Here is a 14461-nt window from a genome sequence, read left to right as displayed (position 1 = left end):
GACGATCGACTCATCTCCCGACCGCCTCTGTGAACGCATCTATCGTCCGTTCGGGACCGGCGACGAACGCCTCTTCACCGGCCTCGAGTCGGCGCTCGGGTCCGGGGACGAACTGCCACCCCGGGCGAAAGCCGTCGGTCTCGCCGCCCTGTCTGCGAACCGCGAGCACCGTCAGGTCGGCGGCCGAATCGGCTTCGTCGGACGCGGCAGCCGAACCGACGGTCACCCGACGGATCGCGTACCCGGCGCGTTTGACCAGCGCGAACGCCTCGAAATCGCGATTCGTCCCGCGCGATTGAACGACCAGACGCGGCGTCTCGGCCTCGAGCAGCGGTTTCACCTTCTTTCGGTCGACGGCGACGGTGACGCGACCGACACCGCCAGCGCTCGCGAGGCCCGATCCTCCCGGCGACGGGGTCGTCGGCTCCGCCTCGCCGCCGTCCGATACTGCCGGATCGGTCCGGTTCGAATCGGGATCCTCCGCCGGCAGCTCCCGTCCGTCGTCGAGTTCGGTCCTGACGCTCAGAACCGTCCCGGCGATCGATCGATCGCCGCTTCGAACGGTCACCTCGTCCCCGCGAGCCAGCCCGGTCGGTACCAGCGTCGCGACCGAAACCGCGCGCTTCCCGTCCGGCACGCGCCGCGAGAGTCCGCTGGTGGGCGGTGCCGCGGCGATCGATGCGCGGCCCCGTTCGTCGATCGAGACGACGACGTCCGCGAGGTCGTGTTCGGTTCGCAGCCGTTCCTCGAGACGCACCTCGAGTTCGGAAATCGGAAGGTCCGCCGGGAGCCGCCAGGAACCGGTTCGGAGCGTCCTGCGGAGGTCGGACGACAGCGGCGGATACCCCTCCATATCGCGGATCTCGCCGGTGGTTCGAATCGCGGCCTGCCCGACGGTTCCGACGAACTCGATGACGTCGGCCGAGAGGGTCCGCTGGCGCAGCTGGGAGAGCGAGAGTCGTCGGGGGAGTTCGGCACCGAGCTTGTCGCCCTGGTTGTGAGCGTACAGTGCGAGCATCAGGACGACCAGTACGGCGACCAGCAGCCGGGGCGACTGGGCGATGTCGGGTTCGACGAGGCCGAGCAGTCCACCCTGAACGCTGGCGATCGAGAGCGCCAAGACGACCACACCGAAGCCGGGCAGGGTAACGCCGGTAACGTACCGAACGAGAAATCCCAGCGCGCCGGAGACGAACGCGGGCACGATTCCGGTCAGGAGGCCGAGATAGAGTCCGAGCAGTACTTCGACCGGGAGCGTCATTGCTCGATCGGTGGGCCGGAATCGTTAAACCGGTACCGGCTGGTCCTCAGTTGCAGCCTCGGGCGCACTATCCGTGCTGCCGGCAGGAGATATCGTTCTGCGAAGGGACCATCGCGAACCGGCGTCGTCAGTTACTCGGCCGGTTCGTCCGCTTCGGTCGACTCGGCTGGTTCACCCGGTTCGGCCGGCGCTGCCGTTCCAGCTTTCCGGCGCAGCCACTCGAGGGTCGCTGCGCCGCCGAGGATGCCCGCACCGGTGGTGAAACCGGGCATGCTGTCGTCGTCCGACTCGGCATCGTCGGCGTCGCCGGCGTCGTCGGTATCGTCCTGACCGTCCGACTCCGCGTCGTCGTCCTCGTCACCGGTTCCGCCGAGCCCGTCGTTACCATCGTCGGTTTCGCCCTCATCGTCGCCCTCGTCGCCGTCTCCGTCTTCGCTCTCGCCGGTGTCGTCGCCGTCGTCGGACGAGTCGGTCTCGTCGTCCGACTCGTCTTCGCCCGGACCGTACTCGTCTCCGTCGTCCGTTTCGACCTCGTCGTCGGTACCTCCGTCGGACTCGGCCGAATCGTCGTCCTCGTCACCGGCATCCGGCTCCGTTTCTTCCTCGCCTCCGTCGTCGGACCCCTCCGTATCGTCGGAGTCGTCCGTCTCGTCCTGCTCCTCCTCACCCTCGTCTGATCCGTCTTCGTCGTCCGGCACCGCTTCGGACGGCCGGAACGCGACGAGTTCCCCGTCGTCCTCGAGGTAGAGCGTGTTCTCGTCGACGGCGGCGATAGCAGGAGGCATGTTGCCGTCGAACTCGAGCGCCCACCGCACCGTTCCGTCCTCGAGGTCGAAGCCGACGATCGAATTGTCCGGGTAGTCGGCCTCCTCCCCGTCGTAGGGGCTGTGACGGGCGATCACCGTGTCGCCAGCGACGACGAACTCGTGCCACGCGTCGATCTGGGTCGTCGCGGTCCAGGCCTCGTCGGTCTCCCAGTTATGCATGTTGATGTGCTGGCGCATGTCGACACCCATATCGAGGCGAGCGTCCGCCGTTCCGGCCCACATCACGCGGTCGAGGGCGTCGACCTCGCCGGTCTCCAGATCGAACGAGAAGCCGCCCTGTCCCGGATGGTTCGCGTAGACGGCGTGGCCCGTCGCGATGATCGGGCTCTCTACGGGGCAAGCGCCGGAGGAGTCGAACGCGATCCCCCACAGGTCCTCGCCGGCCGTCGCATCGATCGCGCCGAACGCGCACTCGAGTTCGCGGCCGTCGGTGTACGTCCCGCCCTTCAGCGCGGCGTAGACGGTTCCGTTCGCGACGGCGACCGTCTCCGGACGGAACGAAACCGGCATCGGGTTGCCGTCTCGGTCGTCCTCCGGGTACGCGTAAACGGTCTCGCGATCCCACCGCGACGAGCCGTCGGCCACGTCGAGCGCGTGGAGCGTTTCGTCGGCGACGACGTAGACGGTCTCGAAGGCGACCGTCAGCGTCGAAACCGGCTCCTCGGTGTCGAACTCTCGTTCCCATCGGACGGATCCGTCCGCGGTCTCGAGCGCCGTCACGCGGTTCTCTCCGCCGACGAAGATGCCGTCCTCGAACACCGCCGCGGGATAGCTCCCTTCGGGGACCTCGGCCCGCCACTGGAGTTCGCCGCTCGCGGCGTCGACCGCCTGCAGTTCGGACTCCGTCCGGACGTAGAGTCGGCCGTCGACGGCGGCGACGCTTCCGGCTTCCTCGTACCGCCAGGCGACGGTATCCGGTTCCGGGAAGCCCTCCTCGAGCGGGAGGTATTGAGAGTTCGCGGGGTTGCCGAGAGCCGAGGACCAGCCGTTCGGGTGGCCGGCAGCGAACGAATCAGAGACCGTCTCCTCGGCCGCCGTCGAACCGGCCGAGGCGAGCGCTCCGGTCGTCGAAAGTGCTGCACAGGCTGCCAGTATAGACCGTCGTCGAAACGTAGGCATACCTTTGCTTGACGAAATGGGCTATATTATTATCCAAGGGGTAGACGACTGTTTGTACTCGTAGAATTGTTGTATACCGAACGAAACCGAGAAAGCTTATGCCCCGACGGGACGGCCAGCCGTTTTCTCCGCGGTCGGTTCGAGTGGAGAACGGTCCTCAAAGAGGGGGCGACGTCCGGCCCTACGTCACGAAACCCCGTACCGTAGTGGCGAGGACAGCGAACAGTATAACTGCGACCGGACTGGACCGGTGTGTATGGTCGGCGAGCGCGTCGTGAGTCGATTGCCGGACAACTGGCGCTGGATCGTGACGACGCGAGCAGCCGTCGGCCTCGCCCTTCTCGTTGCGTTACTCTCGGTCGCAACCGGAATCATCCACATCGACAGCGACTACGTCTCCGGTCCGCTCGCGATTCACGTTCCGGAACCGGTTCAGGATGCGGCCGGCTTCACCGGTGCGCTCACCGGCTTTCTGATGGTCGGGAGCGCCCTCGCGCTGCGCCGAGGACTCCGGGCCGGCTGGTGGGCGACGCTACTGCTCCTGCCGCTGACCGCGGGGCAGGGGCTGCTCCAGGCGAGTCCGTACTCGTTTCCGCTGGTCGTCCTCTCGGTCGTCACGATACCGGTTCTCCTGATCACGCGAAAGCGCTTCGACCGCTCGCTCTCGCTGACGACGACCCAGCTCGCCGCCGGCGGAGCGCTGGTCGGCGTCCAGGCGTACGGCACGTTCGGCGCGTACGCCCTGCGCGAGGACTTCGACGGCATCGGACACCTGCTCGACGCGTTCTACTTCACGCTGATCACCTCGAGCACGGTCGGCTACGGCGACATCGCCCCCGAAACCGAGGAAGCGATGCTGTTTACGATGTCCGTCGTCGTCCTCGGCGTCGCCAGCTTCGGTATCGCCATCGGGGCGCTCGTCGGACCCGCGATTCAGGCCCGTATCTCGAAAACACTCGGAAAGATGACCGACTCAGAACTCGAACTCCTCGACAACCACATCATCGTCCTCGGTTACGGGGACCTGACCGAACCGATCGTCAACGAACTCCACGAGGCTGACCAGCGGTTCCTGGTCGTAACCCAGGATCAGGCGGCTGCAAGCGAACTGTCGGATCGCGATATCCGGGTGTTGACCGCCAATCCGAGCGACGAGGAGCCGCTCAAGCGGGCGAAAATCGCCGACGCTCGCGCCGTCCTCGTCGCGACGAACGACGACGCCCAGGACGCGATGGCGGTGCTGACCGCCCGCGAACTCCGACCCGACGTCCGCATCGTCACCGCCGCGACCGATCGCGAGAACACCCGCAAACTCAAGCGCGCCGGCGCGGACGACGTCGTCAGCCTCGCCGAACTCGGCGCTCACCTGCTCGTCCGCTCGGCGCTCGGCGAGGACGAGTCGCCGCTGGTCTCTAAACTGCTCGAGACGGAGTAGACGGTCGCGCTCGAGCAACTGCGGGCATCGAACGGGAGTTGTGTCGTGCTACTACCAGCGGCGTTTGGAGTGCGGATTTCCCGTTTCGGGACTACTCCTGGAACACCCGTTACGTGAACCGCCTCGGGGTCAAGTGGTTCGAGAGAGCGTCGCTCTCTCGTCATACTGCAAGACCAGAGGTCTTGCATAGATCGCAAACGCGAAGCGTTTGCTCACTCACGGAAGACCGAAGGTCTTCCGAACGACCCCGAGGCACTCGGCCTGCTCCGCCTGTAGAAATCGGCCCCGTCCCCCTCCAGTAGGTGGTGCTAATCTGTAGTGTTGTTACTCTAAATTTATAACAGAAGTTATCTCATAGTATCGGGACTGGTAGACCAGAGGAACCTGCCGCTACTCACCAATGGTACTCACAACGGAACGTCGGTCCCAGGGTTCGAACACTGCCCCTTCCGATTCCCAATCCGAGACGCAGGCCCTCTCGGAGAGCGAACGTTTTCACCTCCTGCAGACGCGCCGCCGACGCGAGACGATCCGATATCTGCTGCGGACGGAGGGCCCCGTTCGAATGACCGAGCTCGTCGAGTACGTCGCAGCGGCCGAGTGTGAGACTGCCACTACGGAGATACCCCGCAATCAATATCAACGAGTCTATATTCCACTGTATCAATCGCACCTCCCCAAACTCGACGAGTGCGGTGTCATCGAGTACGAGAAGTCCCGCGGACTCGTCCGGCCGACCGATCGTCTGGAGATCTTCCGCCCGTATCTCGAGTCGATAACTGAGGACGACAGCAGTGCTCGACCGACCCCTGACTCCGCGGACTCCGATGAAGGCGGTGGCGCCGATTGGTACATTGCGGCGGCCGGACTGAGCGGTCTCTTGCTGATTGTCGGGGCACTGGAACTGGTCTCGTTGCCCGGCGTGGCCCTTGGCGGACTCATCATTACCGCGTTCCTCCTGGCGAACGCCGCTGACACGCGCTATAGTACCAACTGAAACGGGTTCCACACCGATCGCACAGCCCGCGGTTCTCGCCCGTCGGACTCCGAACCGCGCTCCCGTCGTGGGCGAGGTCGGTGGCGTCGGCCTCGAGGTGACGCCGATCGGGTGTGCACTGACGTTCAGTGACTACTAGAGGTCACTGCCGAGAACGGTAGACGCACACTCTGTCGATAATACATCGGTCAAATCGGCTTCAGTCACGGCGTTGAGTAGTGCAATCCACCCACCGATCGCGACTATGCAGACGAGTCGGGCGCGCCCTCGAGAATGTCCACGCCGCTCGAGGCGCCGATCCGTTCGGCACCGGCCTCGATCATCGCCATCGCCTCGTCGTAGCTGCCGACGCCGCCGCTGGCTTTCACGGGGAGGTACTCGCTCATCAGTTCGACGTCCTCGATGACGGCACCGCCATCTGCGAAGCCGGTCGAGGTCTTCACCATCGCGGCGTCCGCCTCGCGGGCCGCCTCGCAGGCCCGGCGTTTCTCCTCGTCGGTCAGCAGTGCGGTCTCGATGATCACCTTGACCGGGATCGGAACGGCGGCGACGAGTTCCGCGAGTTCGGCTTCGACCGCCTCGAGGTCGCCCGCCTGCAGGCGGGCGACGTTGATCACGACGTCGAGTTCGTCCGCGCCGGCCTTCCAGGCGAGGACGCCCTCGCGGCGTTTCACCTGGGGCGCGTTCTGGCCGTGGGGGAACCCGACGACGGTCGCGAGCGTCACGTCGGGCGCGTACTCGGCGGCGTGCTCGAGCGCGTACGGCGGGATACAGGCGTTCATCCCGCGCTCGGAGGCCGCATCGAGTACTCCCTCGACGTCGGCCAGCGTCGTCTCGGGACCGAGGACGGTGTGGTCGATCAGCGGCGCAAGATCGGTGCGATCCATAGCGGACCGACGCCGCGAATCATCAAAAATCCGCCCGATCCCTTATTGGCCCTGACCTGCTACGTCAGGTATGGCTGACGAACATCCCGGCGTCGAGACGGTTGTCGAAACCACCGCCGAGGACATCGCGGAGATGGAAATTCGGGGGGCCGCGACGATCGCTGACGCGGCAGCCGAGGCGCTCGCCGTTCAGGCCGACCGTTCCGACGCCGCGACGCCCGCGGCGTTTCGTGCGCAGTTGCGCGCCGCCGCCAGACGACTCTACGAGACCCGGCCGACCGCCGTGAGCCTGCCGAACGCGCTCCGGTACGTGCTCCAGGGGATGGACGGCGAGACCGTCGCCGAACTCCGGAAGTCGACGATCGACCGGGCCGAGGAGTTCCAGGACGAACTCGAGCAGGCCCAGGAGCGCCTCGGCGAGGTCGGGGCGAACCGCCTGCGCGACGGCGACGTGGTGATGACCCACTGTCACTCGACGGACGCCCTCTCCTGCGTCGAGGCGGCGATCGACGCCGGCAAGCACGTGGAGGCGATCGTCAAGGAGACGCGGCCGCGCAAACAGGGCCACATCACGGCGCGCCAGCTCCGGGAGTGGGACGTGCCAGTGACGCTGGTCGTCGACAACGCGGCCCGGCGCTACCTGGACGACGCGGACCACGTCCTGGTCGGCGCGGACAGCATCGCCGCCGACGGCAGCGTCATCAACAAGATCGGGACCAGCGGCCTCGCCGTGAACGCCCGCGAGCGCGGCGTGCCGGTGATGGTCGCCGCCCAGACGATCAAGCTCCACCCCGACACGATGACCGGCCACACCGTCGCGATCGAGATGCGCGACGAGACCGAGGTGCTCTCCGAAGCCGAGCGCGCCGACATCACCGGCGGCGACCCGGCCGACGAGGGCCTGGTCGTCGAGAACCCCGGCTTCGACGTCACCCCGCCCCGGTACGTCGACGCCATCGTCACCGAGCGCGGTCAGTTCCCGCCCGAGAGCGTCGTCACGCTCATGCGAGAGCTGTTCGGAGACACGACGGGCGAGCCCTGGGAGGCGTAGACCACCGGACGGCCGTCGGGTTCGATTCTCCGACAGTAGTAATGCGGGACCGACGCTACCGCACACCATGAGCGATGAGATTCGAGTCGTCGATCCGACGGCTGCCGAACCGGAAGAACCGGTCGCGGGTCTCGTCGAACGGACCGCCTTTCGAGTCGACGACCGACGGCTTGTCGCGCTCCGTATCGACGAATCGTCGTGGTTCCGCCGCAAAGGGGCGGTCTACGGCTGGGTTTGTGCCGGCCGCGGAACCGTCGCGGGCGCCGGAGACGAGCGACCGACGGCGGTGTCAGCGGACGATTTCTTCCGCGTTCCCGCCGGCGCGGCCCGTCAGTACGCCGCCGGGAGCGAATCGCTCGAGGCGCTCGCCGTCGTCGACGGTGACGCGGCTGCGACGGCGGTCGATCCGCCGGTCACCGGCGACGAGAGCGCGGCGGTGGACGTCGTCGGACCGGAGGACCTCGTTCCGACGGTCGAGAGTCCGGATCTGGTCCGGGAGACGCCGTTCCCCGGCGGTGACGTCCTTCCGATGCGCGTCCGGGCGGCGGGCGGTGCCGCCGCCGGCTGGCACCACCACGGGGACAACGCGTACTTCGGCTACGCCGTCGACGGGCCGAGCGAAACCGAGTACGGCCCGGCGGGCGAGCGGGTCGCGCGGATCGAGATCGGCGAGTGTTTCCACGTTCCGCGGGGGCTGATCCACCGCGATACGAATCCGACCGACGAGACCCACGCCGGAATCATCTGGCTCTGCGGCGGGGAGCCGTGGGTCGTGAACGTCGACGGGCCGACGTAGCGCCCTCGGCGTCGACGGCGCTCGAGGGGACGACCGTCTTCGCGTCCGATACCTAATCGGAAACTGTTAGTCACTGCTGTGTGCCAGTGTGCACGTATGGTGCTTCCAGAGGGGTTTACGGTTCCACCGTGGCAGCTACTCGTCCCGCTCGTCGTGGTGCTGGTGGGTGTCGTCGCATTGCTGTGGGCGATCGGTCCGCCGGTGACCGATCGGACGGTGCTCGCGTTCGCACCGTGGATGATGTTCGGCTCGACGTTACACGTGCTCTACCGGCTCGAGGCGTACCCCGACAGCATCGCCGTGCTGTTCAGTACGCCGAGCGTCTACGCGGTGACGGCTCTCGTCGCCGGCGTCGTCTGGCTGATCGGGATCTTTCTCCACGCGGGCGGACTCCTGTCGACCATCGAGCGAGTCGTCGGCGTCGTCGGCACCGGCTTCTTCGTCACGTTCGCGACGATTACCATCACGGTTCGCTGGGAAGAGGGGCTTTTCGAGCCGTTCTGGCCCGTCATCGCCGTCGTCGTCACCGGAATCGTGACGGCGCTGGCCTGGATCGCGCTCAGCCTCTGGTTTACCGACGTCGCCGCCGTCACGGGAACGACGGGCGCGCTGGTGGTCTTCGGTCACGCGCTGGACGGCGTCTCGACGGCCATCGGCTACGACGTCCTCGGCGCCGGCGAGGAGGTTCCCGTCTCGCAGATACTCCTCGAGGCCGGCAGCTCCCTTCCGACCGCCGACTACATCGGCGGCGGCTGGCTGTTCATCGTCGTAAAGGTCGCGCTGGCGCTGGCGATCGTCGGCCTGTTCAAGGACTACGTCGAGGACGCGCCGCGGCAGGCGCGAGCGCTCCTCGCGCTGGTCGCCGCGGTCGGACTCGGCCCCGGAATTCACAACGTGTTGCTGTTCCTCGTCACCTAGACTTTTAGGCGCTGAAATCGTCTGCCCGATATCCCCGATCTACTATGGTTACGGTCCTCACTGCCGGTCACGTCAACTGGGACGTGACGCTACGTATCGATCGACTCCCCGCCGCCGACGGCGAAGCGTCGATCCGCTCACAGCACCAGTCCGGCGGCGGGAGCGCCGCGAACGTCGCCGCGACCCTCGCCGGACTCGAGATCGACGCCGGACTCATCGGAAGCGTCGGCGACGACGACAACGGACTGCTCGCTCGCCACGAACTCGAGGAGGCCGGGGTCTCGATGGACGGCGTACGGATCGTCGACGGGGCGAACACGGCGGTCAAGTACCTGCTGGTGGAAGACAGCGGCGAGGTCGCGGTCCTCGGCAACGACGGCGTCAACGAAGCCGTGACGCCGGCGGATCTCGATCCGGAACGCATCCGGGCGGCGAACCACGTTCACCTGACGAGCCAGCGGCCGGATACCGCGGCGGAAATCGCGTCGATCGCGAGCGAGGCCGATCTCGTCGTCAGTTTCGATCCCGGCCGCCGTCTCGACGACCGCGACTACGGCGAGGCGCTCTCGCTGGCCGACATCATCTTCGTGAACGATCGGGAGGCCGAAACGATGCTCGAGGACGAGTACATCGGGTCAGATTTCGTCGACCAGATGGTCGTCGTCAAACACGGTGCCGACGGCGCGGAGGTGCACACGCCGGACGGAACCTTCGTCCATCCCGGATTCGAGATCGAGTCGGTCGATACGGCCGGAGCTGGCGACGCCTTCGCCGCCGGATTTATCGCAACGACGATAGCGGGCGTGCCCCTGGACGGCGACGAGTTCGACGTCGAACGAGCGCTCGAGTACGCGAACGCCTGCGGTGCGCTCACGGCGATCCGAGAGGGGGCACGCAACGTTCCGTCCGCAGCGGAGGTCGAGTCGTTTCTCGCGGACCGCCACTGAGCGGTAGTTCTTTATACACTTCCGTATGACAGGAGAAGTGCACGTGTCAGACACACGAATGACGGTCGAGTGACGGACGAACGGCACGCGTCCGACGATTCTCAATCGGTGTTAGGTAGCGGTACCTATTTGTCAAGTGGCGTTGGCCACTCGCACGGGTAGTCACGGAGACGTGACTGAGAGACATGAAGGAACGAACGAGAGGAGAGTCCCCTGGATGCGAATTCGGTCAGCGCGTCCAGTACGATCGAAACGAGAACGAACCGCCAAGTATCGCCGTTGCAACGGCCCTGGCAGCATACCACGGCGAGGACGTTACCGCATCTAGCGTCCGGCTGTACGACTACGTCGATCCCGAAGCGCTCGATTCGCTCTTCGGGACCACTCACAGCGGACACGACCGGTCGATCGGCAAAGTCGTGTTCGAGGTCGACGAGCTCACGGTCGCTGTCAGATCCGACAAGGTCGAGGTGTATCCGTCCAGGTAACTTGCCGTTCGATTCGATCGACCCTTGGTGGGGGCCAGGGATGGCGTCGAGGATCGCCGACCGGTGGACGGTCGGGACTCGTCCTCGAATCTTTTTTCTCGACGCCCGCGGAACGCGGGCGTATGGCAACGCAGCCACACCTGCTGGTCGACGACGGAGAGCTTTCCGATATCGCGCTCATCCCGGGCGATCCGGGCCGCGTCGACCGCATCGCCGACCACTGTGACGAGGCGGAGACCGTCGCCCAGAACCGCGAGTACAAGGTCGTCAACGCGACGTACGGCGATCGGGAGCTGACGATCTGCTCGACCGGGATCGGCTGTCCCTCCGCGGCCATCGCGCTCGAGGAGATGGCGAACGTCGGCGTCGAGACGTTCATCCGCGTCGGGACGACCGGCGCGCTCCAGTCCGACATCGAGATCGGCGACATGATCGTCGCGACCGGCGCGGCAAAGAACGAGGGGACCTCGAAGCGGTACGAGGACGTCGAGTACCCGGCGGTCCCCGATTACGGGGTTCTCTCGTCGCTCGTCGACTCCGCCGAAGCCAATAACGAAGACGTCCACGTCGGACCGATCGCCTCCGACGACGCCTACTACGCCGAGACCGAGGAGTACGTCGAGAACTGGGAAGCCGGAGGGATGCTCTCGGTCGAGATGGAGGCCGCCGCGGTCTTCACGCTGGCGCGTCGGCGCGGACTCCGCGCGGGCGCGATCTGTACCGTCGACGGCAACCTCGTCGAGGGAACCCAGAAGGGGACCGATACCGAGGACGACGAACTCCCCGAGAAGGCGAAGAACAACGTCGGCCGCGCGATCGACATCGCGCTCGAGGCCACGACGGAGCTGTAACCGGCCGAACCAAGGTTTTCGTCGAGATCACCGTTGACGCCGCCAGCCTCGCCGATATCGGTTTCTCACCGAGTCAGTCGTCGGAGCTGGTGGGTGAAGCCGTCGAAACGGAGGTCGGAACGGAACGAGGGGGGCGGCGCACGCGGCGAGGAACGCGACGAACGCGAGTTCGGGCGGCAAGACCGTGCGCGATCACCGCCAGCGTACTGGCGACGCCGAGACCGACGTAGCAGGTGGACGCAAACTGCACGCGGCCAAACCCGTGTGGCGTCGTGGACGCGGTTTCCACCAGGGCTGATCGATCTCCACACCCAGCGATACGCTTTCCGCCATTTCCACCGGTAGTTGACGGTCGCTTTCGACGCAGCGGTCTCGAGACGAAGCGGCTCCGTCGAGCACCGCGTCGAGGACGCCGGTGAAAGCGCTAACCGGACGCGTCTCCTAGGGGTGGGTATGGCAGACACGCTGTTCGAACTCGAGCACGCCTACGACCGAGCCGACTTGGCCGAGATCTTCCGCGAGTTCGCGGACGCGCTCGAGGACGGGACCACCGTCGAACTGCACACGGCGGAGACTCGCCTCAGCGTCGACGTCCCCGCCAGGGTCGTCGCCGAGATCGAGGCCGAGCACGAGGAGGAGATAACCGAACTCGAGTTCGAACTCGAGTGGGACGATCCCGACGGAACCAGCGTTCGCGTTGCGGACCCGGAGGGTGACGAGTCGGACGGCGCGAGCGAGAGCGAGCGAGTCGAGATCAGTCAGGAGGACGGCCGACGGAGTCGCTTCGAGGTGTACCGGGACCGCGCCGACGAGTGGCGCTGGCGGCTGGTCCACTGGAACGGGAACATCATCGCCGACAGCGGCGAGGGGTACACCTCGCGGTCGAACGCCGAGCGAGCGGCGCGCGGCGTCATGCGAAACGCGCCGACCGCGCGTATCGAACGCCGCGACGCGTCGTAACGGCTCATCGACCGGGAAACGCCGGACTCACCGGTCGGCGAACTCGTCGAGGTCGAAGCCGTCGCGTCGATCGAGTCGTTCGTACTCGAGCGACGGCGTCGCGTCCGAGGGGATCGCGTCGTACTCGCGGAGGAACTCGCGAATCCCGCGTTTGCCGCCGAAGTCGCCGCGGTACCGCCGGAAGAGCCGCGGGATCGTCGCCGTATCGTCGTCGGCGTCGTAGCTGACGGTCTCCTCTAAGTACCACCGGATCGCGATGTCCAGTTCCTCGTCGACGTCGTCCGCGGAGTAGACCGCGACCGGCGGACAGTGCTCACTACCGCGGCTGACCGCAAAGTGGACCCGCGGCTCGCACATCTCGAGACGAAACCGCCGTTCGAACGGTGAGGGGAACGGGCGCGGTACGTACCCGAACCCCCAGGGGTGTTTCGAACGTCGAAGCATCCCGTGCAGAACGTCGTTGAGGCTCAGCCAGACGCCGGCGACGGGGATCCGATCCCGAACGAAGAACTTCCAGCGGTCGACGATGCCGCCCTCGAGCAGTTCCGGGGTCTCCTCGAGCAGTAGTTGAGCGTAGGCGTTGTAGCAGTTGAGCCAGAACGAGAGCCGCTGCTCGCGACTGGAGAGGGCCCGTTCCAGCCGGGATCGATCGAGCGTCGCCAGGTGCGTTCGCAACCAGTCGTGAGTCCCCTCGGTCTTGACCGTGTACAGAAGATCCGCCGATAGAGAGAGGGGATCGAGCTGGGTAGACATCCGTGCCGTACTTGGCCAACCAGACCCTTGAAGCCGTGTTGCGGCTGTCTACGACACTCTTCTGTTGGAATATGTCGGGTTCGGTTTTATCTTCGTGACCGCCGATGGCTAATCCGTGAATCTCAGCAAGGGATATCTTCTCGCCCTCGTCACGATCTTCGCGTATCTCACCTGGCAACTCGTCGTTCCCTTTCTCCAGTACGTTCTCCTGGCGGTCCTGCTCGGGTTCGTGCTCTTTCCGCTTCAGAAGCGCCTCGAGGGGCACGTCTCGCCGGCGATCGCCGCGTTCTCGCTCGTCGGCCTCGCGGTCGTCGGGTTCATCGTCCCGTTCGTGCTCGTCGCCGCGGTGATCGCCGAAGACGCCGCGAACATCGTCCAGCGTCTCGACTCCGATACGGTTCAACTGGACGAACTCGAGCGGATAATCCAGGACCGGACCGGGATGAGCGTCGACCTGGTCGGCACCGCCGCCGACTCGACCCAGCAGGTCGGCACGATCGTGCTCGAACAGGCGACGGCCTGGTTCAGCGCGGTCACTCACGCAGTGATCGGCTTCGGGCTGGCGCTGTTCCTGCTCTACTATCTGCTCAAGGAGGGAGAAGAGCTGATGGGCTGGATCCGCAGTATCACGCCGCTGCCGAGCGACGTTCAGGACGACCTCTACGGTGAACTCGACGAGGTCATGTGGGCCGTCATGGCCGGTCACGTCCTGATCGCGATCATCCAGGGCGTCATCGCCGGTCTGGGGCTGTTCGCAGTCGGTATCCCGAACGCCGCGTTCTGGACGTTCGTCATGGTCATCCTCGCGCTCGTGCCGCTCATCGGTGCGCCGCTGGTGTGGGGCCCCGCCGCGATCTACCTCTTCCTGACCGGTCAGCCGGCGCTCGCCGTGGCGCTCACCGTCTACAGCACGATCATCGTCGGCGTCTCCGACGACTACCTTCGCCCGATCGTCGTCGACCGCTACGCCGAGATCAGTCCCGCCGTGATCATCGTGGGCGTGCTCGGGGGGATCTACGCGTTCGGCGTCATGGGCCTGTTTTTCGGTCCCGTTATCGTCGGCGCCCTGATCGCGGTCCTCGAGGTCGTCGACGGTAACTACGACCGACTCGAGGGCGAGTCCGGGACGACGTAAGGAGGAACGCGTCCGTCACGCGGTTCGAGACGGCGT

General features: G+C 66.1%; 14 protein-coding genes. 10 read left to right on the top strand and 4 right to left on the bottom strand.

All coding sequences use genetic code 11. The annotated features are described in order from the left end of the window. Nucleotides 1–10: 10 nt before the first annotated feature. Together NED97_RS02535 and NED97_RS02530 are read right to left on the bottom strand one after the other, a co-directional pair. A complete protein-coding gene (locus NED97_RS02535) occupies nt 11–1261 on the bottom strand; it encodes a potassium transporter TrkA (protein ID WP_252489159.1) in 1251 nt (416 codons plus the stop codon). A gap of 131 nt (nt 1262–1392) precedes the next feature. Beyond that, nucleotides 1393–3207, bottom strand: coding sequence for an outer membrane protein assembly factor BamB family protein (locus NED97_RS02530; protein WP_252489158.1), 1815 nt, complete (start codon nt 3205–3207; stop codon nt 1393–1395). Nucleotides 3208–3463: 256 nt separating this feature from the next. Between NED97_RS02530 and NED97_RS02525 the strand changes: the two genes are divergently transcribed. Together NED97_RS02525 and NED97_RS02520 are read left to right on the top strand one after the other, a co-directional pair. Then, nucleotides 3464–4642 carry an NAD-binding protein gene (locus NED97_RS02525; RefSeq protein WP_252489157.1) on the top strand — a complete coding sequence of 393 codons (1179 nt, stop codon included), beginning with the start codon at nt 3464–3466 and terminating at the stop codon, nt 4640–4642. Between the two features lie 400 nt (nt 4643–5042). After that, entirely contained in the window at nt 5043–5639 is a 597-nt protein-coding gene (locus NED97_RS02520) for a DUF7344 domain-containing protein (RefSeq protein ID WP_455429866.1), read from the top strand. Between the two features lie 242 nt (nt 5640–5881). On the opposite strand, the gene deoC is transcribed toward NED97_RS02520, so the two are convergent. Further along, the gene (gene deoC / locus NED97_RS02515; protein ID WP_252489155.1) at nt 5882–6526 is read right to left on the bottom strand and encodes a deoxyribose-phosphate aldolase; all 645 of its coding nucleotides are present in this window, start codon (nt 6524–6526) and stop codon (nt 5882–5884) included. Between the two features lie 70 nt (nt 6527–6596). On the opposite strand from deoC, the gene NED97_RS02510 reads away from it, so the two are divergent. From NED97_RS02510 to NED97_RS02480, 7 genes are all read left to right on the top strand, one after another. Beyond that, nucleotides 6597–7577 (top strand): ribose 1,5-bisphosphate isomerase, encoded by a 981-nt coding sequence (locus tag NED97_RS02510; protein WP_252489154.1) that lies wholly within the window; start codon nt 6597–6599, stop codon nt 7575–7577. Nucleotides 7578–7644: 67 nt separating this feature from the next. Beyond that, a complete protein-coding gene (locus tag NED97_RS02505; protein ID WP_252489153.1) occupies nt 7645–8373 on the top strand; it encodes a hypothetical protein in 729 nt (242 codons plus the stop codon). 96 nt (nt 8374–8469) lie between these two features. After that, nucleotides 8470–9291, top strand: coding sequence for a DUF63 family protein (locus tag NED97_RS02500; RefSeq protein WP_252489152.1), 822 nt, complete (start codon nt 8470–8472; stop codon nt 9289–9291). Nucleotides 9292–9335: 44 nt separating this feature from the next. Beyond that, nucleotides 9336–10238 carry a carbohydrate kinase family protein gene (locus NED97_RS02495; protein WP_252489151.1) on the top strand — a complete coding sequence of 301 codons (903 nt, stop codon included), beginning with the start codon at nt 9336–9338 and terminating at the stop codon, nt 10236–10238. Nucleotides 10239–10423: 185 nt separating this feature from the next. Next, nucleotides 10424–10726 (top strand): HalOD1 output domain-containing protein, encoded by a 303-nt coding sequence (locus NED97_RS02490; protein WP_252489150.1) that lies wholly within the window; start codon nt 10424–10426, stop codon nt 10724–10726. A 122-nt stretch (nt 10727–10848) separates the two neighbouring features. Beyond that, nucleotides 10849–11577 carry a nucleoside phosphorylase gene (locus NED97_RS02485; protein ID WP_252489149.1) on the top strand — a complete coding sequence of 243 codons (729 nt, stop codon included), beginning with the start codon at nt 10849–10851 and terminating at the stop codon, nt 11575–11577. Between the two features lie 453 nt (nt 11578–12030). After that, nucleotides 12031–12537, top strand: coding sequence for an amphi-Trp domain-containing protein (locus NED97_RS02480; RefSeq protein WP_252489148.1), 507 nt, complete (start codon nt 12031–12033; stop codon nt 12535–12537). Nucleotides 12538–12564: 27 nt separating this feature from the next. Here NED97_RS02480 and NED97_RS02475 read toward each other — a convergent pair whose 3' ends face one another. Beyond that, the gene (locus NED97_RS02475) at nt 12565–13290 is read right to left on the bottom strand and encodes a DUF547 domain-containing protein (protein ID WP_252489147.1); all 726 of its coding nucleotides are present in this window, start codon (nt 13288–13290) and stop codon (nt 12565–12567) included. A gap of 115 nt (nt 13291–13405) precedes the next feature. On the opposite strand from NED97_RS02475, the gene NED97_RS02470 reads away from it, so the two are divergent. Then, nucleotides 13406–14425, top strand: a complete 1020-nt coding sequence (locus NED97_RS02470) for an AI-2E family transporter (protein WP_252489146.1) — start codon at nt 13406–13408, stop codon at nt 14423–14425. The last annotated feature ends 36 nt before the right edge of the window (nt 14426–14461 follow it).

Source organism: Natronococcus sp. CG52 (assembly GCF_023913515.1).
Lineage (GTDB): Archaea > Halobacteriota > Halobacteria > Halobacteriales > Natrialbaceae > Natronococcus > Natronococcus zhouii.
Note: the sequence above shows the minus strand (reverse complement) of the source record. Positions and strands in the feature narration are given on the sequence as shown.